This window comes from Roseivirga echinicomitans (genome assembly GCF_001592935.1).
GTDB lineage: Bacteria > Bacteroidota > Bacteroidia > Cytophagales > Cyclobacteriaceae > Roseivirga > Roseivirga echinicomitans.
In genome coordinates this window covers 135,998-160,063 of the sequence record NZ_LRDB01000004.1, presented here as the reverse complement: position 1 = coordinate 160,063, position 24,066 = coordinate 135,998, and the positions used below count along the sequence as shown (strand labels likewise).

The following is a 24,066-nucleotide window of genomic DNA, read 5'->3' as shown; positions in this document are numbered from 1 at the left end:
ATCAATAGATTTCCATACTATTATCAATCTCCTTCTGCCAAGCCAATATTCCGCCTTTCAAGTGCCTTAATTTTAAGAAACCTTCCTTTTTAAGTAATTCAAGGGCTTTTCTGCTGCGTTGCCCACTTTTACAGTGAATAACTATTGTTTCATTTTGAGACAACCGACCAAACTCAGCTCTCAGCTCAAACAATGGAATATTCAGCCCTTTAAGGTTAGAAATGACATATTCATAGGGTTCGCGGACATCCAGAATAAAGGGAGCATTTCCCGATTCAATCAACTGATGTAACTCCTGAACTGTGATTTCATCAGCCTCGTTTTTGGCTTCACTCAAGCCACAAAAGGCCTCATAATCAATCAATTTAGTAATCGTAGGATTTTCACCAGAAAGCGGATTTTCAGGATTCGACTTAATGTTTAAAAACCTTGTGGTAAAATACTGGCTATCAAATAGAAACAACCTACCATCTAATCGAATTCCTAGACCAGTTAAAAGCTTAATGGCCTCATTGGCTTGCATGGCACCTATGATGCCAGTGAGTGCGCCAAATACGCCTCCTTCGTTACAGCTGGGCACCATTTCGGGAGGTGGCGGTGTAGGGAAAAGGTCACGGTAATTTGGCCCTCGGCTACCATCTTTTCGTTGGGCATTGAAAACACTCACTTGGCCTTCGTAGCGAAAAACTGCGGCATACACCAAGGGTTTACCCAGCAGCACACAGGCATCGTTGACCAAGTATCGTGTGGGCAGGTTGTCGCTGCCATCCACTACTAAATCAAAATCACGAATAATAGCTAAGGCATTTTCAGCATCCAATCGTGTTTCAAAATGTTCAACTTTCACATTTGGATTCAATTCTTGAATCACCTTGACAGCCGATTTTCCTTTCGATTCGCCCGCTTGCTTAGTCTTGTACATCACCTGACGCTGCAGGTTAGAAAGGCTAATTTCATCAAACTCCACCAAGCCAATTCGCCCCACTCCTGCTGCAGCCAAATAGCTAAGGTTAGGAATCCCCAAGCCCCCAGCCCCAATCACCAAGACACTGGAGGACTTAAGTTTCTCTTGTCCTTCAATACCAAAGTCAGGCAGAATGATTTGCCTGTTATAGCGTATGAGCTCTTCTTTATTCAGCATTCGTAAACTTATCTAAATCGGTTTGGGTATCAATATCTAAGGTAAAGCGAAGGTTGTTGGTTTCAAAGAAGTCTACCTTTTCTGAATTTAGTTTGACCATCTGGTTACAACCGTTAGGATCGGTATGCTCCAGAATTTCCTTTTGATAATCGCTGGCAAAAAATACAGGATTACCTTTCTGACCAATGTACAGCGGAACAAGAATATTCTTCCCGTTCTCTTCCCTGAAACGATTCATCAACTGGTTATAATCTGCCGCTGTCAAAAATGGCATATCCGCCAAACAAATAACATATACATCGCTTGTGGCTTCCGTAACTCCCACTTGAATTGAAGAAGTCATTCCTTGTTCAAAAGTGGGGTTCATTAATGTTCTAAGTCTGTTATCTTTCGGAATCAGGTTTTCGATCTTTTCGGCTTCATTCCCTAAAACCACAATGATTTCCGAAAAATTAGCTTCTGTAATCGACTTCAAACTACGTTCAAAAATGGTCTTTCCTTCCATAGGCATTAGAAGTTTATGTCCTCCTTTCATTCTAGAAGAAAGCCCTGCTGCTAACACTATGGCTGAAAAATTCGTCATTCTATTTCAATGATACGGTAAATGACTGTATTATTAATGAATCATTGAAACAAAACCATCTATTCAATACTCCGTATCGATAATGGAACATTTACTGTAACGTACCAAAACATTGGAAAACCTAACACCGGAACAACTCTCTGAAATAGAAAGTCAGTTGAGCCACCCCAACGGGCAATTTGGAATTGATGTAGGCCAAAACATGCATTCCACTAACCTGGGAATGATCACTTCATCCATCCATGCCTTGGCCATCGCCAGCGGTAACAAGGTTCTTGAGATCGGACACGGTAACTGCCACCACCTACCCCTAATTTTAAAACAAGCCGAAAATATTCAGTTCCATGGCCTTGAAATTTCGGAAACCATGAAAACCGAAGCTGAACTTAAGAATAAGGCATATTTAAAGCCTCAAAAAGTTGAGTTTACACGCTATGACGGCATCACCATTCCTTTTCCAGACAATTCCTTCGATAAGGCCATGACAGCGAATACCATTTACTTCTGGAAAAAGCCACTTCAGTTCTTAGAAGAAATTTATAGAGTAATGAAACCCAATGGTACGTTTGTAATCGCTTTTGCGCAAAAGGAATTTATGAAGGATCTTCCCTTTGTTAAAGAGAAATTCCAGCTCTACAACAATCAAGACCTTTCAGACTTAGTAAGTAAATCAAGCTTTAAGCTTATCAGCATTAGTGACAAAACTGAAAATGTAATAGGCACAGCCAATGAGTTAATCAACCGAAATTATGCTGTTGCTATATTAGGGAAATAAGCCCCCTAAACGATAAAACCGAATAGATCAGGCCTTTCATTCAGGTACTCAAAATTCAAGTCCTTCTCTTTCATTCGTTGCATTAGCCCGTTAAAATCGGCTTTATGCTGATGTTCTACTCCAATTAAGGCAGGTCCTTTTTCACGTGCGGTCTTTTTGGTGTATTCAAAATGAACGATATCGTCAGTTGGGCCGAGGACTTCCACCAAAAACTCTTTTAATGCGCCCGCTCTTTGTGGAAAACGTACAATGAAATAGTGCTTCAATCCCTCGTAAAGTAAAGAGCGCTCACGAATTTCTTCGGTGCGAGAAATATCGTTATATGATCCAGAGAGGATACACACCACATTTTTGCCTTTGATCTCTTCGGCAAACTGCGCCAAAGCGGCTACAGACAATGCACCCGCAGGTTCCACCACAATGGCATCACGGTTATACAGTTCGAGCATAGTGCTGCAAATCAGTCCTTCGGGAACTGTCACCACCGCATCTAAATGCGTTCGGCAAATCTCGAAAGTCAAATCGCCTACTTGCTGTACGGCCGCGCCATCAACAAACTTATCAATACTGTCGAGTTTGGTGTTTTGGCCTAAAGCCATTGAGTTCTTCATGGCAGGTGCGCCAGCAGGTTCTACCCCGATAATCTTCGTTTGCGGACTGAGTGTTTTAAACACAGAAGCAACACCAGAGGCCAACCCTCCTCCACCAATGGGTAAGAAAAGATAGTCAATCGGATTGCCGCAATCCTCTAGAATTTCCAAGCCAACAGTTCCTTGACCTTCAATTACCTTTTGATCATCAAAAGGAGGGATAAAAATGCTTGAGTGCTGATCACAAAATGAAATCGCCTCTTTTTGGGCATCGTCAAAAGTGTCTCCAACGAGCACGATCTCTACGAACTCCTTTCCGAAAAAGCGGACTTGCTCTACCTTTTGCCTTGGTGTAGGCGCTGGCATAAAGATGGTGGCTTTCACCGCCAATAATTGACAAGAATGCGCTACGCCTTGGGCGTGATTTCCAGCACTGGCGCATACCACACCACTGCCCTTTTCTTCAGCCGACAGCCCGCTAATTTTATTGTAAGCACCACGGATTTTGTAAGAACGCACCACCTGAAGGTCTTCACGTTTAAACGTGATTTTCGCCCCAAATTTATCTGAATAGGTAAAGTTGGGCATTAAGGGCGTATGCGTAACAATTCCTTTGAGGATCGTTTGGGCTGCCTTTATGTTTTCTAAGCTTGGGGAGTAAGCATGGGAGGTTTTGTACATTTTTCGTTCTTCCTTATACCATTATTAGAACCAAAAGACTACTTCACACTTAGACAGCGTAAAGCAGTCTTTCCGTCAAACCTAAACCAAAGCCTCTTCTGGTTTAGGAACGGGAACATTTTCAGGCCTTAAACCTCTTACTGCCTTACCCGCACGCCACATTTCAGAATTGCGGATAGCTTCCAATTCTACTTCAAGCTTCTCACGATAATCTGACTGAGAGTTAGAATCGATAGAGTTTTTGGCTTCTACGCCATCCGTAACGGACTTGTACAACTGCTCAAAAACAGGTTTTGTAGCAGCATAGAATTTATCTTTCCAATCCAAAGCACCGCGCTGTGCGGTAGTCGAACAATTAGCATACATCCAATCCATACCATTATCAGCAATAAGCGGATAGAGGGACTGCGTTGCTTCTTCTACCGTTTCGTTAAAGGCCTCAGAAGGTGAATGTCCATTTGCCCGAAGCACTTCATACTGCGCCTGGAACAAGCCTTGAATGGCGCCCATCAATGTCCCTCTCTCGCCTGTAAGGTCAGAGGTTACTTCTTTGTAAAAAGTGGTTTCGAAAAGGTAACCAGACCCCACTGCAATACCCAAAGCAATGACGCGATCTCTGGCTTTACCCGTGGCATCTTGGTGAATGGCAAAGGAAGAATTCAGTCCTTTTCCTTCCACAAAAAGTGAACGCAATGAAGTACCCGAACCTTTTGGTGCTACCAAAGCTACATCAACATCTGTTGGAGGGATAATGCCCGTTTTTTCACTATATGCCACTCCAAAGCCATGAGAGAAATATAGCATTTTACCAGCAGTCAGGTGTTTTTTCACTGTAGGCCAAACTGCAATTTGAGCCGCATCGGACAACAAATAGCAAATAATTGTTCCTCGTTCTAGTGCTTCTTCAATTGGGAAGAGTGTTTCTCCCGGCACCCAGCCATCAGCCACAGCTTTGTCCCATGTTTTGGATTCCTTTCTTTGCCCAACAATTACATTGATGCCATTGTCTTTCAAATTGAGCGATTGCCCAGGGCCCTGAACGCCATAACCAATTACCGCAACCGTTTCGTTCGATAATACTTCTTGTGCTTTTGCTAGCGGAAATTCATTGCGGGTCACAACGTTTTCTTCTACCCCGCCAAAGTTGATCTTTGCCATTATTATTGTTTTTAGTGTTTCTAATTTTGTTTAAATCCTTCTGATACATCTCTGGCCGTCATTGCGAGAAATTAAGCTTTGCCAAAAGCTTGATGACGAAGCAATCTCTCCGCTCACTCTAAATCCCTTCCAATTCACCCATCGGCTTCGTTACTGAAACTCGCCCTGAACGGACAAACTCCAGTACACCATAAGGACTCAGAAAGTCGAGCAACTCCTGCGTTTCTTCCTTATGCCCTGTTTTCTCTATAATCATGAAATCCGATTCCACAGAAAGTATCCGAGCATTGTTATCTCGAATCAGCTTTTCTACCAGATTCCCTTCTGAAATCGACCTTGTCGATATTTTATACAAAGCGATCTCCTGAAATACCGTATCACTATCGGTATGGTACACCGCCTTCATTACCTCTACTTGCTTTTCAAGTTGAAGTACAAGTTTCTTTACCTGAGCCTCGGTGGTTTTCACTACAATTGTAAATCGATAAATCCCTGAACTCTCTGATTCAGAGCTGTTAATACTATCAATATTTAAATGCCGTCTGGTCAGTATGGAAGTGATGCGGTTCAATAACCCCACACTGTTTTCTGAGAAAATTGAAAGTGTATATGCTTGTTCCATATTATTCTAATCTGATTTCTGACACCGAAGCGCCCGTGGGCACCATTGGGAATACATTATCTCCTTTACCTACATGCACCTCTAATAAGAAACTGCCTTTATGTTGAAGCATTTCACTGACAGCGGCTGGCAAATCTTCTCGCTCACTAATCGATTCCCCTTCAATCCCATAGCCCTTGGCGATGGCCACAAAATCAGGGTTTTCCATTTCGGTGGAAGAGTATCGCTTATCGAAAAAGAGCTGTTGCCATTGGCGCACCATGCCCAAAAATGAATTGTTGAGAATGATAATTTTAACTGCCGCTTTGGTTTGAAAAATGGCACCCAATTCCTGAATGGTCATTTGAAAACCGCCATCACCAATAACAGCAATCACTTCGCGCTCAGGCGCACCCAGTTTAGCACCCAAAGCAGCGGGCAAACAGAAGCCCATCGTGCCCAATCCGCCAGAAGTAATATTGCTTTTGCTTTGCTTGAACTGCGTATACCTGCTGGCTACCATTTGATGTTGCCCTACATCAGTAACCAAAACCGCATTGCCATCAGTTTGTAAATTCACCTGATGAATTACTTCTCCCATGGAAATTGAACCAGAGGTCGGCTTTAAATCCTGTTCGATAACTTTGCATTGCTCCACTCCTTTCAATACCTCAAATTCTTGCAACCAGTTTTGATGAGAGCGCTCATACACCAGTGGAATCAATGCTCGTAAGCTTTCCTTGCAATCGCCCAATACCGCTACATCGGCTTGGACATTCTTATTAATTTCGGAGGGATCAATATCAAAATGAATCACCTTGGCTTGCTTGGCAAAACGGCTCAAATCACCTGTAACGCGGTCGTCAAAACGCATTCCAATGGCAATCAAAACATCACATTCGTTAGTCAAGACATTGGGTGCATAATTACCGTGCATTCCCAACATCCCCACATGCAATGGGTGATCTGAAGGAAGTGCAGAAAGCCCTAAAAGTGTGGTTGCAGCGGGTAAGTTGGCCTTTTCAATTAGCTGCCTAAATTCCTTTTCTGCATTGCCCAAAATTACGCCCTGCCCAAAAACCACCAGTGGCTTCTTGGCTGAATTGATCAAATCAGCAGCCTCTCCTACTCGGTTTAAATTCAAAGTTGGAACGGGGGTATAACTTCTAATCTGTTTGCATTTGCGGTAAGCGAAATCAAACATTTCAAATTGCGCATCCTTGGTAATGTCAATCAAAACTGGTCCAGGTCGGCCAGAACGAGCAATGTAAAACGCACGGGAAAGCGCTTCTGGCAATTGTTCGGCTTTTGTTACCTGATAATTCCATTTCGTGGCTGGCATCGAAATACTGATGATGTCAATTTCTTGAAAAGCATCTGTGCCCAATAAATGCGAGCCAACTTGTCCCGTAATACAGACCAATGGAGTTGAATCAATCATTGCATCCGCAATTCCGGTGATTAAGTTCGTAGCGCCAGGGCCAGAAGTGGCGAGCACCACCCCTACTTTTCCTGTTACGCGGGCATAACCTTGTGCTGCATGAATGGCGCCTTGCTCATGCCTAGTTAACACATGGCGCACTTGTTCTTGATAATGATAAAGCGCATCGTAAACGGGCATTATCGCGCCACCTGGATAGCCAAAAATCAAATCAACATCTTCAGCAATAAATGACCTGAGCACCGCATCTGCGCCCGAAGTACGCATCGTTTCCTTTACTGGTGGAGTAAGTGTAGCTTCTAAATACATATCACTGATCGGTTATGCAGCCTTCTGAAGCAGAGGCTACGGTTTTGGCATATTTATACAAGGCTCCTCGGCTTACTTTTAAGGCCGGGGCTTTCCATTCCGCTTTCCTTTGGGCTATTTCTTTGGAAGGAATGTCCAATGAAATTCTATTCTGAATGGCATCGATGGTAATTGGGTCGCCATCTCGAACCACGGCAATAGTACCGCCCTCTTGGGCTTCTGGAGTCACATGACCTACCACAAAACCATGGCTTCCTCCTGAAAATCGGCCATCGGTAATCAATGCCACGGAATTCCCCAAACCAGCCCCCATTATGGCTGCGGTTGGCTTGAGCATTTCGGGCATTCCTGGTCCGCCTTTTGGTCCTTCGTACCGAATGACCACAACATGACCCGCCTTCACTTTTCCTTCTCTAATTCCTTGAATTGCTAAAAATTCGTTATCGAAAACAATGGCTTTGCCTTCAAACCTTTCCCCTTCTTTCCCTGTGATTTTCGCTACCGAACCTCCTTCTGCCAAATTGCCAAAAAGCATTTGAAGATGGCCTTGAGGTTTAATTGGGTTTTCAGTTGAGCGTATCACTTGCTGACCTGAACTCAATGAAGGAACATCAGTCGAGTTCTCTGCTACAGTTTTACCTGTTACAGTCATGCAATCTCCATGAAGCATGCCTTTTTCTAGCATATACTTCATGACTGCAGGTACTCCGCCTACTTGGAAAAGGTCTTCCATCAAGTACTTTCCGCTGGGTTTCAAATCACCTAAGAGCGGAGTAGTATCGGATAGTCGCTGGAAATCAGCCAGTGTCAAATCAACATCTATGCTTTTGGCCATGGCCAACAAATGCATTACCGCATTGGTGGAGCCGCCCAAAACAATCACCACCCGAATCGCATTTTCGAATGACTTCTTCGTCATGATGTCTTTGGGTTTCAAATCCAGTTCAAGAAGGTTCTTAATGGCTTTGCCAATGGCTTCACATTCCTGATTTTTCACACCACTTACGGCAGGGTTTGAGGCACTGAAAGGCAATGACATTCCCAAAGCCTCTATGGCAGAGGACATCGTGTTGGCCGTGTACATTCCACCGCAAGCTCCCGCTCCAGGACAAGAATTCTTAATCACTCCCCTATAATCTTCATCCGAGATATTCCCAGAAAAACGTTCTCCCAACGCTTCAAATGAAGAAACAATATTGAGTTTCTTGTCTTTATAGCAGCCTGAGGCAATGGTACCACCGTAGAGCATAATGGAAGGACGGTTGAGTCGTGCCATGGCAATCACTGAACCCGGCATGTTCTTATCACAACCAGCCACGGCAATAATGGCATCGTAATAATGCGCACCAGCTACCGCTTCAATGGAATCGGCTATGATTTCTCTGGAAACCAGCGAATAACGCATGCCTTCGGTGCCATTGGCAATGCCATCGCTGACGCCTATGGTATGATAAATCAGACCCACCAAATCATTATTCCAAACGCTTGCTTTGACCTGACTTGCTAATTGATTCAAGTGCATATTGCAAGTGTTGCCATCATAGCCCATGCTCACAATTCCCACTTGTGCCTTTTTCATATCGGCCTCTAATAGACCAACGCCATAAAGCATGGCTTGCGAGGCAGGCTGGGTTTCGTCTTGCGTGAGTCGTTTACTGTATTTATTGAGTTCCATCAGGTATTTACTAATTGTGTTTTTGAAGGCTTTCTTACCAAGTTTTGATAGACTTTGGCCACTTGATAGCCGATAGTTTCTTCCCAAGGCAAGCGAAAAGGATTGCCATCGAGCAAACGAATTCCAGCAACTTCTACCGCTGTTCCAGTAAAGAAGGCGCCATCGGTTCCCTTCACTTTTTCAGGAGGAAAATAGGCTTCCACTACCTCGTACCCTAGTTCTCTGGCAATGTCCATTACCGTTTCTCTAGTGATTCCTGGAAGAATATTCCCCAATGGTGGTGTGTAAAGCACTTTATCATGTTCAAAGAAGAAATTGGCACCACTGCCTTCGGCCACTGAACCGTTTTCGTCTAAAAGCAAAGCCTCGTCAAAGCCTTTACGCTTGGCTTCCGTAGTGGCTAAAATGGAGTTGGTATAATGCCCCGTCACTTTGGCTGCAACAGGCACAGAACGAGGATTCGGTCTTTCGTAGGAAGAAACCATTACATTCAGGCTTTTATCACCTAAGTATCGCCCCCATTCCCAAGCGCAGAGAAACAAATGAGATTGATCCACTGGGCCCAAACCCATGTTTTCACCCAAATAAATCAAGGGACGGATATAGGCATCAGTCAGCTGATTTCTTTCAAGCAACTCGTAAGTGAGCGCTGTCAGTTGGTCTACCGAATAATCAAAAGGCATGTGCATAACAGCCGCTGAACTCAGCAACCTTTCATAATGCGCTTCTGCTTTGAATACCGATGGGGTCCCATCGACATCGTAAGCCCGAATACCTTCGAAGACACCACTTCCGTAGTGCATACTTTGGCTGTACAAACTAGCGCTGGCCTCTGAGGCTTTCAGCCACTGGCCGTCTAAAAAAACTGTGGTATTTGATCCGTAATACATCATTTTATGGTTTAAAATTATCTTGCCTCTTTTTCATTCTGGTTATGAATTTTTTTACTTCTACAATCTCAATGCATGGTTATTATTTTTGATAAACCCTGTATTTCAACATCTTACATCAAGACTACTTACAACTTCAACATCCTGCTTTCTGACTGTTTTCAGTTGCTGATTTTGACATTAAGGCATGAAAAAAGCCTTTCTCACGGGGTGAAAAAGGCTTCTAATGCATTGACAATAGTATCCTATTTCACCCCGTCCGGGTGGTAATAATGACTACTGTAATAATGACTGCGTACTTTAACATCTATGCTTAATCTCTTTGTCTTTTATCTACTTCTCTATGTTTATGTTTTTCTAACGGATCCTGAAACAAGTTCAGGATGACACAGGAGTACAAAAAAAAAGCCTTTCCGATTGGGAAAGGCGCTCGATATTTTAAACTATATCATCCCCTCCCATCATGTTTTCACGACAGTAATAATTTGGGTGATAATAATAGTATTTGCTCTCATTGTTGGTTCAAAGGAAAGTAGATTGTTTTTCTAATCAAAGAATTTTCAATTTCATTTTTCGCAAAACACCCCTTTCGGGAAATAAATCTGATCGTGTTCATAAGTCATTAAACCCTTTTTTACCAGCTCATGTGCTGCAAAATCAGATTCAATTCCGCCTTCAATATCGGACTGATAAAAAATCAATTGACCTTCATTGTCATTGAGATTTAAAGCACCTATGATGGTGTTTCGGCCACTTTTCTTTGAAACAGATCCGATTAAATTTTCAGTGAAACGATTGGTTTTAACAGCTGCAACATTCTCATCCGCCTTATTGGGTTTGTATCGAACAAAATAGTAGTTCATGGCCATTTCTACATCGGCTTCATTTTTATCCCAAAGTGTGCAAAGTGTTTTCTTTACAGCATTATGAGGGATAGGATCGGTGGAGAAAACCTCCAATATATAGCGATTAGCAGCAATGGCAGGGTCAGAACTAAGAATGGCTTGCGTTGCTTCTAAATCGGTATCGAATAAGAAAACACCACCGCCAGTAAAAAACGGCCCTGCAGCGATCATCTTCTTCTCCTTCACTAAGCGATTGATATTATTCATATGCCCAGCTTGTAAAGAATCCACTTCTGCTTGAGAGAGCTCGGCTTTATTGGGGTTAGTATTCAAAAAAACGAAAGTGTATCTCCCATTTCCATATTGCGCTGACAGTGAAAATGACATGCAAAAAAACGTGAGTAAAAGATAGAGTCGTTTCATGTTTTGATATTTAATCTAACAAATAAGAATCCTATACGCTCATCTTTCTTATCCTGAACGAGTTGAAGGATCCTATTGGAACATAAAGATAAAAAATCATTTCACCATCAATCAATCTTTCATTTAAGCTGAATTATGTTTTACGTATTTTGAGGCATGCAAAAGTCCGATATGAAAAGATTTCACGTTATCATTCCTGCCATTGCACTGCTGTTTTTTTCGCTTTCACCTCTAAGCGCACAGCAAAGCCAAAACCCTTTAATGGCTTCATTTAAGGATTACCAAAGTATGAAGGCGGAAACTGAATTTGGTCTAGAATGGATTCAAATCGGCCCCACCATCAATTCAGCAAGGGCAGATGCCATTCAGGTTGATCCCGCAAATCCAGGAACAATGTATGTAGCTTTTGGGTCTGGGAATCTTTGGAAAACCATCAATAACGGACTTACATGGAAACCCATTTTTGAAAATCAAGCGGCTTTGGGAATTGGAGATGTTGCTCTCGCTCCTTCCAACCCCAACATTCTCTATTTAGGGACTGGTGAAAGCCTGAAAAAGCCTCGAAACTTTACGATGCCTGGCACAGGCGTTTATCGATCTGACGATGCTGGTGAAACCTGGAAACACCTTGGCCTCTCCGACTCATGGCACATTGGAGAAATCGCTATTCACCCTACCAATCCAGACATTGCTTTGGTTGCGGTACTGGGTAAATTCTGGTCTGACAATGCTGAAAGAGGAATTTACAGAACGGAAGACGGTGGAAAAACATGGCAGCAGGTGCTCTATGTCAATGATCAAACGGGAGGAAATGACATTGTGATTTCACCTTCCAATCCTAATATTATGTACGCTTCCATGTGGCAGCATAGCCCAGAAGTGAACGGGTCGAGCAGCGGAGTATATAAAAGTGAGGATGCTGGAAAAACGTGGAAGAAAGTAACAAACGGAATGATTCAAGACGCCAATGTGGGACGAATTGGCTTGGCCGTTTCATATACCAACCCAGATAAGGTATATGCTTTAATGGACCATAGAAACCGCGACCAAAACGAAGGAGCCGCCAAGTTCTTTCAAAGTGTAAATGGCGGTAAAAACTGGAAAATGACACATGAAAAGGGGCTCCCTTTCTTCTCCACCATTGGTTGGTATTTTGCCGACATGTACGTGAACCCACAAAACGATGATGAAATCTATGGCCTCGGCCCGCGCATGGCACACAGCACAAATGGTGGTAAAACCTTCGATTATGTGGGTGGAGATGTCTATCACCTTTTCCCTAGCGCAGCTGATCCTCTGCATCTAGATCATTGCGAATTGTGGATCAACCCGACCAACCCAAACCACATGGCTTTGGTGAATGATGGCGGCCTATACACCACTTATGACAAGGGCAAAAACTGGCTTCATCACAACAATATTCCAACAGGTGAATTCTATGACATTTCATTGGACGAACAAGAGCCTTATATGATTTATGGCGGTGTGCAAGATGATGCCAGTGTCTACGGCCCCTCTTCAGAATATGACCCACGTTACCATAAAGACTGGAAATACATTTGGGTAGATGCTTGGAGTGGTGGCGATGGCTGCGTCACTTGCGTTGACCCGACAGACCCCAATACGGTCTATTTCAGCATGCAAAATGGTGCAGCCAGAAGGAAGGATATGGCCGCTGGGACTTCCGTTTCTATCAAACCACGGCTACCAAAAGACCATGCGGGAAGTCTTGAGTTCAACTTTGTAACCCCTTATTTCATTTCGCCTCACGACAATAAAACACTTTACCATGCTGGAAACTTCGTTTTTAAAAGTGTGGATCGAGGAGACAGCTGGGAAGTAATAAGTGGAGATTTAGCTATTTCGGCTAATCCACAAAAGAAGTCTGTTGCTGCGGGCGCTTTGGTGGAATCGAAGTTTAAGAAAGGGCTGCTTTACATGGGCACTGACAAAGGTGCTTTCTGGGTAAGCAAAAACGATGGCAAAAATTGGGAGGAGCATTCCACAGGCTTACCCAATAATTACATCCGCAGCATTGTGCCTTCGCAGTTCAAAGCCTCTAGAGTTTATGTGGCACTTACGGGTTTGAATTATGATGATTTAAACACCTACCTCTATGTTTCGGAAGATTATGGTGCGAACTGGAAGCCACTGATGAACAATCTACCCAACGAAATTGCCAATGTTATTTTAGAAGACCCGATCAATGAAAATATCCTCTATGCTGGGCTTTATCAAGGCGTTTATATTTCAACAGATAGAGGAAATTCATGGTCCATTTTAGGCGAAAACCTACCAGCAGTAGCTGTGGGAGATTTGGAAATCAATAGAAAAAGCATGGATTTAGTGGTGGCCACGCATGGCCGTGGGCTGTACAAGGTAAATTTAAAGCCTGTACATGAAATCCCTAAAAACAACCAAGAAGCCTTTCTTTTTAACCTACCTGAGTTCAAAAGACCTGCCTATGGTGACACGCATCGAAACCCTGATTATGAAACCTTAACCAGAACCGCAATCAGCTATTACCTGCCCACTGCGGCAAAAGTCAGTTTGATGATTAAGGATGAAAAAGAGAGCATTATCTGGACAAAAGAGCTGGCCGGTAAAAAAGGAATTAACCAGTATCGCTGGGATTTAATTCTTAAATCCGTAGAAAGCGACCAACCCTATTTCGTTAATTTTGACGAATTCATTCCAAGAGGAAAATACACCCTCCTATTCGCTGTCAATGGGAAAACAATTGAACAGGGCTTCGAAATTAATAATTAATAATTAAACATATTTTAATTTATTATTATTTACATATTTACACATGTTTATTTTTTAATATGTAATCAATATGAAACCCTTGTTTGACCACAAATAAATTTCTGTCGGTTCATCCTAATAATATTTTCTATCTTTTGCTGAAGAAACAACCTTACTATGCGCACCAACAAATTCATTCTCTTAGCCTTACTTTTTATTGGTCCACTATTCGTTTCGGCTCAAACCAGCCTAGATGACCAATTCGGTTCTCAACGCTTTCGCTTTATTGGCCCAGAAGGTAATCGTACTATCGCCATTGCTGGCGAACCGGGCAATCCCATGGTCAATTACATTGGTGCAGCTTCTGGCGGACTTTGGAAAACCGAGAATGGCGGGCTTAACTGGCGTCCTATCTTCGATGATCAAGACATTTCCTCTATAGGCTCAGTAGCTTTAGCCCCTACCGACCCCAAGCAAGTTTGGGTAGGAACAGGTGAAACATTCCTCATTCGTCCCGCACATGCCATGGGCAACGGCATTTACTTTTCCCCTGATGCTGGTAGAACCTGGGAACATAAAGGCTTAGAAAAAACAGGCCGTATCGGCCGCGTAATTGTTCATCCCACCAATGCCAAGATAATTTATGCTGCATCGTTAGGTCACACTTACGGCCCCCAACAAGAACGAGGCATCTATCGCAGTAAAAATGGTGGCGATACTTGGGAACGGGTTCTTTTCATTGACGAGAACACAGGAGCTTCCGACTTAGCCATTGACCCTAAAAACCCAAACATTCTCTATGCTGCCATGTGGTCTGTGCATATTAACTCATGGGGCTTGAACAGTGGTGGCAATGGTGGTGGCATTTACCGCTCTATGGACGGTGGTGACACTTGGGAGCCGATGAACTTAAATGGACTTCCCGGAGGAGAAAAAAGACCTGTGGGGAAAACCGCAGTGGCCGTTTCTTACAGCAATCCAAATGTGGTGTATGCCCTATTTGAAATCAATAGCCCTGAACTTTGGAGATCGGATAACAAAGGCGAAACATGGACTTTGATGAGCCAAGATCATGATTGGAACGAGCGTGCGCCTTATTATACTAGAATTGCAGTGGGTACAGGAAACCCAGATGAAGTGTACTCGCTGAGCGTCCGTTTTGTGCAATCGCTAGATGGCGGTAAAACCAGAGAAAGAAGGCCTCCGAGCGGTGGTGGTGACAATCACGACATGTGGATTGACCCCACCAATCCTGATAGAATGATGGTAGCCCACGATGGGGGTGCGAGTATAACATTAGATCATGGACGCTCTTTTCAGCGGGTAGTATTACCGATTGCTCAGATGTATCACGTTTCAGTGGATGATCAAGTTCCATACAATGTATTCGGAAACAGACAAGACGGATGGTCATACATGGGGCCGAGTAATTCGCTGCAAGGCTACATTCCTTTGGGCTTATGGAAAGGCGTTGGAGGTTGCGAAAGTGGCTTCGCGAAGCCAGACCCGAACGATAACAATATTGTTTGGTCAGGTTGTTATGACGGTGGTTTAGAAAGACATGATTTACGCACTGGCTATTCCAGAGAAGTGCGCGTTTGGCCAGAAGCAGGTTATGGCTGGGCACCAAAAGACATGAAATACCGCTGGCACTGGAATTTCCCTTTGAGTTTTTCAACCCATGTGAAACACAGAGTTTACGTTGGAAGCCAGTTTGTACACCAATCTGACGATGGCGGTCAAAGCTGGCAAATCATCAGTCCAGATTTGACATTGAATGATAAAAGTCACCAAGAAAGTTCTGGTGGAGTGGCCATTGACAACTTGATGACATTTGATGGCGCTACCCTTTTTGCTATTGAAGAATCGTCTTTAGAAGCAGGTTTAATATGGGTGGGAACAAATGACGGCCAAGTACAATTGACCCGCGATGCTGGTAAAAAATGGACAAACCTTACTGCCAATATCAAAGGTATGCCGGCTTGGGGAACCATTGCCAATATTCAGCCTTCCAAATACAATGCAGGTACGGCCTATATTTCAGTTGACTTGCACCAAATGGGTGATTTCGATCCATACATTTATAAAACAGCTGATTACGGAAAGACCTGGACGAAAATTTCAGATGGAATTCCGAAGTCAGAGTCTAGTTTCGTGCATGTAGTGAAGGAAGATCCAAAAAGAGAAGGAATGCTTTATGCGGGCATCGACAAGGGAATTTACATCAGCCATAACGATGGAAAAACTTGGACACGATTAAAAAACAACCTTCCTCCTGCCCCGGTATACTGGTTGGAAGTGCAAGAGCATTTTGACGATTTGGTAGTGGCGACTTATGGCCGTGGTTATTACATTTTAGATGACTTAGGCGCTATCCGTAACGCAGACAGACTGGGCAACGAAGCACAGGTTTTTGAAATGCGCGATGCTTACCGTTTCAATTCAAGAGAAAGTATTAAAACCGATGGGCCAAGCAATAATTCAGGGCAGAACCCGCCTAATGGAGCCATCATCAATTACTATTTACCGCAGAAACATGATGGCCAACTGCTGTTGGAAATTCAGTCGATGACTGGAGATGTGATCCGCACCATGGAACCGTCTAAAGATGCAGGTGTAAACCGCACCGTTTGGAACCTCAGGTATGAATCTACTTACCGACCACAACTGAGAACACAGCCTCCTGGCCGTCCGTGGGTGGAATTGAATGGTGAAGGCTGGCGTCCGTTAACTACTTGGGATTTGGACTTGAATGCAGGTCAGTTGGGGCCAAGAGTAGTGCCCGGCAAATACAAGGCGGTGCTTAAAATGATGGACAATAATGATAACCTACAAAAGGAAATCGTCCAAGAGTTCAACGTGTTAAAAGACCCATTCTCTGAAGGAACCATTGCGGATATTCAAGCACAAGTGGACTTCTCTTTGCAACTGCGCGATGCCATGAACATTGCAGTGAGCAGCATTAATGCGGTAGAAGTTTTGCGCAGCGAATTGGAGGCCATTATTGCCGAAGAAAGCGACAAGAAAATTCAGAAAGAGGCGATTCGCCTAAAAGCCATTGCTGAAGATATTGCTAGTAAGCTTTACGACATCCATTTGACAGGAGCACGTGAAGATGCATTCCGTTCTCCGATGAAACTCTATGGTCGTTTAAGTGCTCTGGCCAGCGATATCAATGGCAGCGGCATCGACTTCAAACCTACCAATCAGCAGGGAGAAGTTTCTGAAATTCTAAATGAACGCTTGCAAAACGCTGTAAAACAGTTCGAGAAAATCAAGAAAAATGATATCGAGGAATTCAACAAAGCCCTTGAGAAGAAGAATAGAACCTTGACAATTGAGAAGACTGGAGGGAGGTAGTTATTGGTTAAGAGGGATTAGTTATCAGTTATCAGTTATCAGTTATCAGTTATCAGTTATCAGTTCGAACTAGTTTATGAGGAAGAAGTTCTTTACAGATTATGATTTAAAGGAATTGAAATCGAAACTCAGTTTAATTATTGAAGACGAAGACGATGATGCTTTTAAAACACATTTTTCACAGATCTTCTTTGCAAAACATGATGATAGGGTTACTGGTTATTTAAGAAATGAATCATTCAAATTATGGGTTTATGATTCTGCGGCTGGTTCTACTGGTATTTTCTACCCTACTATTAAAGGTAATTTGATACCAAGAAGTCAAGGCACAGAAATTCAATTTAGCTCAAAAATGAATGTAATAGGTCGAACAGTATTCCTCACATTCATTTTGATATTGAGTTTTGGAATCCTAACGGAAATCGTCATACAAGAAACCAATGAGCTAAAATACCTTATTCCTAGAGCCTTAATGGGAATGCTTTTACTTGGGTTAGTAAGTACTGTGCCATTGCTTCTTTATTTTCGTACTCTTAGAATAATAAAAAGACATTTAATTAATGAGTTAAAGCTTAGCCATCAGCGCTAAATTCGAATAAATAGCCAAAATTGAACCACCATTTTTTACATAGAACTAATAACTTTTCGAAACCCAGTCTTTGGTTTAGCAGAGCATTCATTGCCTCGGTTTTGACTATTCAATTGTTTATTTGGGAGTTTGAAGCGCCATATGAATACATCCGGTATGTGTTGACTTTCGTAACCTTCACGGCAGTTTTATTAGCTCGCAAGCAAGATATTGCAATAGACCGTGTATACTTCTACCACCTAAACACCTCAATCTTACCCCAACTATCCAGAACCAAGAAATTCAAAATTAGTGAACTCACTTCAATCAGAGGTAGATCATATGACTCCTCTTTTCTGGCATTCTATCATAGAAGATCCTTGAAAGGATTAGACTACGGCATTGAGATGAGCTTTAAAGATGGAACTTCAGAGAGTCTTGATGTGAATATCTATAAAATGGAATTGCAAAGAATATTAAGCAAGGTTCGTGAGTTCATGACCACTTAAGAAACTAACTGATTCCATGTTTCTTCCCCTTTACCTAGTCTCTGGAACTTCGGAGAGAATAATGGTTAGGTCAAGCATTTTCGGAGTGTCATGCCGAGTTTGTCTCGGTATCCCTTAAATTTATCTCCTGATTCTTTTCGGTTTTATGACTCCCCACCAACTTTATTAATCCATATCATTGGTTCATGGAAGACTTTTCAAGATCTTCCGCGCAAAATTGAACTAGATCAAATCTTAGTATTTCATGCATAAAGCAACTACCCTATTATTATCGCTGCTATTTATAGCCCTATTGGGTTGCAACCAAAAGAAAACTATTGAAACACAATCTGAGGCAACGCAGGAAACATCAGATAGAATCAAAGTCCTAAATGTGGCCACCTTCCATTTTGGGTATACCTCTGATGCTAACAAGGTAGATTTTGATGAAGATGACCGTAAAATACAGGAGGAGATTCGTGCCCTTTCCAAAATGCTATCCGAGTTTAAACCGACCATTATTTGTATCGAAAACCATCCTCAATACGATGCAGAAATCAATCAAGCTTATCAGGAATACCTAAAAGACCCGTCTCAATTGAACACCAATTATGGAGAAAAAAGCATGATGGCTTTTGATGTAGCTAGATTGAATAATGTTACTCAGCTCTATGGAATTGACAGCTACATGGATTATAACTACTTGATCGGAGAGCAAATCGTCAACACTATCGACTCTGCTACTTACAGAGATTACATGAACAATCCATTTAAAGGTTCGCCTGAGTTGGCGGAACTTGACAAAAACTTTGATCACCTACCGCTTTTAGAAAAACTGAGGTTTTACAACCATCCAAAAACACTTGATTTCAATATCAACATCAATGCGGATAATCTGCTGTAGGTAGGCACTGAAGATGGCTTTGAGGGTGCAGACGAAGCCGCTAAATTCTATCAAAGAAACCTGAGAATTTACTCAAACCTTAACCGAATCCCAATGGGTAAAGACGACAGAGTTTTCATTCTCATGGGGGCGGCTCACGCATCGTTTTTAAAGGAATTACTTGAAAGAAGCCCTAAATTCGAAATGGTCAATACACTTGATTATTTAAAGTAATTAGAGATTTAAACATAATAGTCAGTGCCTCAACTCACATTTTAACTATATTCAAAACGATAAAGATATTCTAGCTCGAAAGCCCATCAAATGAAAAGAGTCCTTTCAATTTGCCTACTGTTTATTTCAGCACAGTTGCTTGCCCAAATTCAAACTGAAAGAGTTTATGATGAAGAATATGGCGAATTTATTTCAGGGGTTTATACGCTAAAAAGCACAGACTCTAGCTACTTCTCAACAGACCTTAAGGTCATTGAGCCTGAAATAACACTCAACCAAACCGACCGCACTGAATATTTAGTGGTTGGTGAACAGCCTATCGTCCTCTTCAAAAATTCAAGTCCTCAAGGAAAGGAAGATATAGCTGGGGTACTCATGAAGAGCTCATTTATTGAAACCATTACAAGTCACCGCAAAAGAGTTCTAAGGGATTTCACAAAGAAATGGTCAATTACTCATGAGGTTTGGAGTGAGGTAGTTATAAATGGACAGACCTATTATACTGATATTAAACTTCATGATTTTCTGGGCTATAACTTCAGCTTTTCGGCACAAAAACAAACGCTAACGTTTGTGGCTAAACGATCTGGTTATGACGGTAATTATGATACAGGGTATCCCGAAAACTGGCACTTTATCGTTCTTGACGAAAAGAAGGAAATCATCTTTGATAGTGGTGAATTATTGGATTTTCGATGTAACTGTGAATTTGGTATTGAACAACTCAGTGAAAGCAATAATGGTGAGTTGATTCATGAAGTCTCCTACAATTTGGTTGAGGCGTACTTACACGGAACTTCATATAACATGGAAACGAAAGAGCTAATAGACGCTTCAGTTAGGTTTACTTGGAGCGGAAGAATAATGGAGTTTTTGAAAAACGACCAATGAGCAGAGCCAAACTTATCGATTATTACATAGAGAAGTCTCAAAGCCCAGACTTTCAAATTGACCAAATAAGAAAGGAATTAGAGCCCAATAACATCCCTGAAGAAGACATTAGAGCCATAGTAAAACTGGTTGATAACCACATACTCAATAGCGCTTTTACTAAAAACTCAAAAAACAGGTCAACAGAACTTATCATTGCTGGGGCCATCTTGGCTCTTCTTGGTGCCGGGGTAACAATTGCCACCTATACGGGTTTAATAAATCTGGGAGACAACTTTTTAGTTGTATATGGCCCATTTTTCGGTGGTGTTTCTATGCTATTCGGTGGTTTAGCACAGAGAAAAAATAGCAGCTCTAAAATTAGATCTAACAGACAAAAACTCGATTTATAAATATCCGCCTTAATCTTCCTTAAATTACCCCATGCTCTTTATCATTATTCTTGCTGCCCTAATTATTGCCTTGTTGCTCTTTCTCAATTTCAACCCTCAGTTTGGAGGCAAGATTACGCAAACACATCAGGCTCATTATGCCCAATCCAAACAATGGGATGGCAAGAAATTCGTGAATGAAACCCTTACCGAAATGGACATGAGCTTTAGTTCCATAATTGGGTTAATGAAGGAGCAGTTTAGGGACAGTCATTTGCGAAAACCAAAGCAGCCCATTCCGGTCATACCATTCGACAATTCTACATGGAAAAGCGAGCCAGAAAAGCCAAAGTTTGTCTGGTATGGGCATTCAGTAGTATTGTTGCAATTAGATGGAAAGAATATCCTCATTGACCCTATGCTTGGGCCAGACACTTCGCCTATTGCGCCTTTCAAAACCAAAAGATTCAGCGAAAACACTTTAGCCATCATCGACCAATTACCACAGCTTGACGCGATACTACTTACTCACGACCATTACGACCACCTGGACTTGGCGAGCATTAAAAAACTGAAGTCAAAAGTGAGTACCTGGTTTGTGGCTTTGGGTGTGGCGCGTCATTTAGAAGCTTGGGGTGTTTCAAGCGATCAAATCACTGAATTCGATTGGTGGGATCATATTGAATTCGAAGGAATTTCCATGACCTTCACTCCTTCCCGCCACTTCTCTGGCCGTGGCTTAACCGACAGGGCCAAATCACTTTGGGGTGGCTGGGTTTTTAAAACATCCAAAAATTCCATTTACTGGACAGGCGATAGCGGTGAAAGCGATGTATTTAAAACTGTAGGTGATAAATTGGGCCCATTTGATTGGGCTTTTGTGGAATGCGGCCAATACAACGAGCGTTGGCATGCCATTCACATGTTCCCTGAAGAAGCGGTTCAGGCTGCGCTTGATTCCAAATCAAACATCATGATGCCCGTTCATTGGGCTGGCTTTCCGTTGTCTTTACACACCTGGAAAGACCCTATTGAACGCAGCACAGCAGCAGCAAAACGATTGGGTCAAAAAACCACTACCCCGCAAATTGGCGAGGTAGTCGTAATGAGTAATGAGCCTAACGAACCTTGGTGGAAATCCCTTGATTAATTTCCCTGACCCGCTTCTATGGCATCACCTTCTTTCTTTTCTTCTTTTGGATTGAAATGCTTTTCGTAGAAAGCGAAAATCCTATTCCATTGGTCATGATAATCACTTTCATTACTGGCACCACCTGCGCCATGCCCTCCATTCATATAGTTTACCCAAGTTACATCTTTGCCTAGCCTACGCATGGCGTAATAGAGCTCACGGGTGTTGGTGCCCGGCACATTCCAATCGCCCTCGCCAGTAAGCAGCAAATGTGGTGTGGTAATTCTATCGGCAAAATACACGGCTGTAGTTTGAAAATACTTTAATGGTTCGTCCCAAAACGACCCACCGATTCTGTCTTGCCCATTTTCGGCCGCAGCATAGTTTCTAGTGCCAATTTTAGGGCTATCGCCCAGAAAGCTTATAATATTCACCTTGCCTGAAATATTGATTGCAGCAGCAAATCGATCGGTTTGGGTGATGAGTAATGAAGCTGCATAACCACCATAGCTAGTGCCCTGAATCCCCACTTTGTCGTTGTCCACTTTTCCTTCGTCCACCAATTTATTAATGGCCGAAGTCACCCCTTTTAGCCAAGCTTCCCCTGGGTAACCCTGCTCTAAATCTACAGAAGGCCTTAAACCGAAATAGCCTTGGTTGGCTAGTAAATTTAAACTAGAACGATAACCATTGTCAAAGAAAGTCTCATAAACTTCAAGGACTAAAGGGTACTTTTTATTCGGGTCATAATCCACTGGATAATATAGAATGCCTTGAAGCTCAACACCATCAGCATCTCGGTAGGAGATCAATTCAGTCTTAGTCCATTTTTTATTGGCAACCCAAGGGTTTAGGTTTGTTAATTGCTTTTCTGAATTGAAATCAAGCTTATTTACATACACATCAGAAGGGTAATCTCCATCAGATTTACTATACACCACAGTGTTTCCTTCATCTGCAAAACGCCAACCGTTATAAAGGTTACTATTACTCATCAAGTTCTCAAACTGTCCGCTGTTGATGTTATAGCGTTGGATACCGCGATTCCATTTGTCTTTCTCTGAATAGCTAACATAGAGGTAATTACCATCTTCCGACCATTTTACCACACTTCTATTAGGCGCATTCTTCTTTTCTTCTTTGTCTTCAGGCAAGGCGTACACCATTTTAAGGTTTTCACCATTACTGTCTATTATCCACCAGCCTTTGCTTGAACTCAATAAAAGCTTTTCACCTTGAGGATGCCATTGCATTACGGAAAATTTCACTGCTTTCTTCTGCTCTTTATCTTCAAAAGCTTTGCCCTTTGTAAGGTTAATTGGATCATTTCCCCAAAACGCCTCAATAGTTTGTAAGTACACGTTGCCAGAATCTGTCCATACAAACTGACTACCTTCATCGTCCCAACTAAAAGACCTACGTTTTTTTGTTCGCTTATAAAATATGGTTGGATCACCACTGGAGGATAACGCTTTAAATCCCGCCTGATATTCCGTTCCGCCTTCACTCCTATCATAAGTGGTTTTTATTGGGAAACTCTCCGTGTATGACAAGTACTGTCCTTCGGCATCTACTTTTAGCCCACCATAATCCGATTCAGGCAACACATTCTCAACTTTACCGGACTTTAAGCTCACTTTTACAATTTCGGTTAGCCCGTTGGTTACATTGATTTTATCCCATTTCAAGAAAGGCGCATTGCCATCATAAACCACAATCGGACCTTCGGTGGCTTCTTTATATTCAGCCATGGCCTTATTCATCCAACCTTCTCTTCTCACGCCAACAATCACCTCATCTCCATTTGGTAACAGTTCCATGCCATTACTAGTGGTCAGCAACCTGTTGTCGCTCATCTTTACTTCTCTCACTTTTTTGCTCTTCATATCAAAGTAAGCAATGGTCATCTTATCCTCTTTTTGCTGAAAGAAAACTAGTTTCCCAGCATCATCAGTCCATTGCAAGCCTGTCACCATTACAGGGCTTGTAAACGGCCGGGATTCAGCCCCCGTGTTCGTATCTATAATCACCAATTCACCTGCGCTGGTTCTTAAATAGCTTGGGTCGCGAAATCTAAAATGGTCAGTACCGAACCTGCTTCGGCCATCCGAAATAGTACCCGCCAAAAATTGACCATTTGGCGAAAGTGTTTGGCTACCAAGCGACTTTACGTTGATGGCGTCCGCAATTGTGAAATTAGTTTTTTGGGCGAATAAGCCTGATGAGAGCAGTAGGCCCAAGCAAATAAGCGTACTACAGAATAAGTTCTTTTTCATGGC

18 protein-coding genes and 1 pseudogene are annotated in these 24,066 nt (G+C 42.5%); 9 read left to right on the top strand and 10 right to left on the bottom strand.

The features are described from left to right. Nucleotide 1 precedes the first annotated feature (1 nt). Complete coding sequence (gene moeB, locus AWN68_RS06785; RefSeq protein ID WP_068413146.1) at nt 2-1,141, bottom strand: molybdopterin-synthase adenylyltransferase MoeB; 1,140 nt, start codon at nt 1,139-1,141, stop codon at nt 2-4. Continuing rightward, the gene (locus AWN68_RS06780) at nt 1,131-1,724 is read right to left on the bottom strand and encodes a nucleotidyltransferase family protein (protein WP_068413140.1); all 594 of its coding nucleotides are present in this window, start codon (nt 1,722-1,724) and stop codon (nt 1,131-1,133) included. Before AWN68_RS06780 ends, moeB begins: the two co-directional genes overlap by 11 nt. A gap of 112 nt (nt 1,725-1,836) precedes the next feature. On the opposite strand from AWN68_RS06780, the gene AWN68_RS06775 reads away from it, so the two are divergent. Beyond that, on the top strand, nt 1,837-2,499 hold the full coding sequence (locus tag AWN68_RS06775; RefSeq protein ID WP_221405709.1) for a class I SAM-dependent methyltransferase: 663 nt from the start codon (nt 1,837-1,839) through the stop codon (nt 2,497-2,499). A 5-nt stretch (nt 2,500-2,504) separates the two neighbouring features. On the opposite strand, the gene ilvA is transcribed toward AWN68_RS06775, so the two are convergent. The 7 genes from ilvA to AWN68_RS06740 form a co-directional block, all read right to left on the bottom strand. Next, nucleotides 2,505-3,770, bottom strand: a complete 1,266-nt coding sequence (ilvA, locus tag AWN68_RS06770; protein WP_068413133.1) for a threonine ammonia-lyase — start codon at nt 3,768-3,770, stop codon at nt 2,505-2,507. A gap of 81 nt (nt 3,771-3,851) precedes the next feature. Continuing rightward, nucleotides 3,852-4,928: a ketol-acid reductoisomerase gene (gene ilvC, locus AWN68_RS06765; RefSeq protein WP_068413130.1), complete on the bottom strand. Its 1,077-nt coding sequence runs from the start codon at nt 4,926-4,928 to the stop codon at nt 3,852-3,854. Between the two features lie 118 nt (nt 4,929-5,046). Continuing rightward, a complete protein-coding gene (gene ilvN, locus AWN68_RS06760) occupies nt 5,047-5,550 on the bottom strand; it encodes an acetolactate synthase small subunit (protein WP_053222006.1) in 504 nt (167 codons plus the stop codon). Nucleotide 5,551: 1 nt separating this feature from the next. Beyond that, on the bottom strand, nt 5,552-7,279 hold the full coding sequence (gene ilvB / locus AWN68_RS06755; RefSeq protein ID WP_245657975.1) for a biosynthetic-type acetolactate synthase large subunit: 1,728 nt from the start codon (nt 7,277-7,279) through the stop codon (nt 5,552-5,554). Nucleotide 7,280: 1 nt separating this feature from the next. Then, nucleotides 7,281-8,954, bottom strand: a complete 1,674-nt coding sequence (gene ilvD, locus AWN68_RS06750) for a dihydroxy-acid dehydratase (RefSeq protein ID WP_068413127.1) — start codon at nt 8,952-8,954, stop codon at nt 7,281-7,283. Continuing rightward, the gene (locus tag AWN68_RS06745; RefSeq protein WP_245657974.1) at nt 8,954-9,847 is read right to left on the bottom strand and encodes a branched-chain amino acid transaminase; all 894 of its coding nucleotides are present in this window, start codon (nt 9,845-9,847) and stop codon (nt 8,954-8,956) included. The genes ilvD and AWN68_RS06745 overlap by 1 nt, the downstream gene beginning before the upstream one ends. 563 nt (nt 9,848-10,410) lie before the next feature. Further along, a complete protein-coding gene (locus AWN68_RS06740) occupies nt 10,411-11,112 on the bottom strand; it encodes a YciI family protein (RefSeq protein WP_157716114.1) in 702 nt (233 codons plus the stop codon). A gap of 171 nt (nt 11,113-11,283) precedes the next feature. Here AWN68_RS06740 and AWN68_RS06735 point away from each other — a divergent pair, with 171 nt between their 5' ends. The 8 genes and pseudogenes from AWN68_RS06735 (at nt 11,284) to AWN68_RS06700 (ending at nt 21,805) form a co-directional block, all read left to right on the top strand. Continuing rightward, nucleotides 11,284-13,881 carry a VPS10 domain-containing protein gene (locus AWN68_RS06735; RefSeq protein ID WP_172796045.1) on the top strand — a complete coding sequence of 866 codons (2,598 nt, stop codon included), beginning with the start codon at nt 11,284-11,286 and terminating at the stop codon, nt 13,879-13,881. A gap of 156 nt (nt 13,882-14,037) precedes the next feature. Beyond that, on the top strand, nt 14,038-17,220 hold the full coding sequence (locus AWN68_RS06730; RefSeq protein WP_068413120.1) for a WD40/YVTN/BNR-like repeat-containing protein: 3,183 nt from the start codon (nt 14,038-14,040) through the stop codon (nt 17,218-17,220). A 76-nt stretch (nt 17,221-17,296) separates the two neighbouring features. After that, the gene (locus tag AWN68_RS06725) at nt 17,297-17,809 is read left to right on the top strand and encodes a hypothetical protein (protein ID WP_068413119.1); all 513 of its coding nucleotides are present in this window, start codon (nt 17,297-17,299) and stop codon (nt 17,807-17,809) included. Between the two features lie 101 nt (nt 17,810-17,910). Next, nucleotides 17,911-18,297 carry a hypothetical protein gene (locus AWN68_RS06720; protein ID WP_068413118.1) on the top strand — a complete coding sequence of 129 codons (387 nt, stop codon included), beginning with the start codon at nt 17,911-17,913 and terminating at the stop codon, nt 18,295-18,297. Nucleotides 18,298-18,541: 244 nt separating this feature from the next. Further along, nucleotides 18,542-19,393: pseudogene (locus AWN68_RS19175) on the top strand (DUF5694 domain-containing protein). Between the two features lie 90 nt (nt 19,394-19,483). Beyond that, nucleotides 19,484-20,284 (top strand): hypothetical protein, encoded by an 801-nt coding sequence (locus tag AWN68_RS06710; RefSeq protein ID WP_157716113.1) that lies wholly within the window; start codon nt 19,484-19,486, stop codon nt 20,282-20,284. Then, nucleotides 20,281-20,676 carry a hypothetical protein gene (locus AWN68_RS06705; RefSeq protein ID WP_068413113.1) on the top strand — a complete coding sequence of 132 codons (396 nt, stop codon included), beginning with the start codon at nt 20,281-20,283 and terminating at the stop codon, nt 20,674-20,676. Before AWN68_RS06710 ends, AWN68_RS06705 begins: the two co-directional genes overlap by 4 nt. A 31-nt stretch (nt 20,677-20,707) precedes the next feature. After that, nucleotides 20,708-21,805 carry an MBL fold metallo-hydrolase gene (locus AWN68_RS06700; RefSeq protein WP_068413106.1) on the top strand — a complete coding sequence of 366 codons (1,098 nt, stop codon included), beginning with the start codon at nt 20,708-20,710 and terminating at the stop codon, nt 21,803-21,805. Here AWN68_RS06700 and AWN68_RS06695 read toward each other — a convergent pair. Beyond that, a complete protein-coding gene (locus tag AWN68_RS06695; RefSeq protein WP_068413105.1) occupies nt 21,802-24,063 on the bottom strand; it encodes a S9 family peptidase in 2,262 nt (753 codons plus the stop codon). The genes AWN68_RS06700 and AWN68_RS06695 overlap by 4 nt on opposite strands. Between the last annotated feature and the right edge of the window lie 3 nt (nt 24,064-24,066).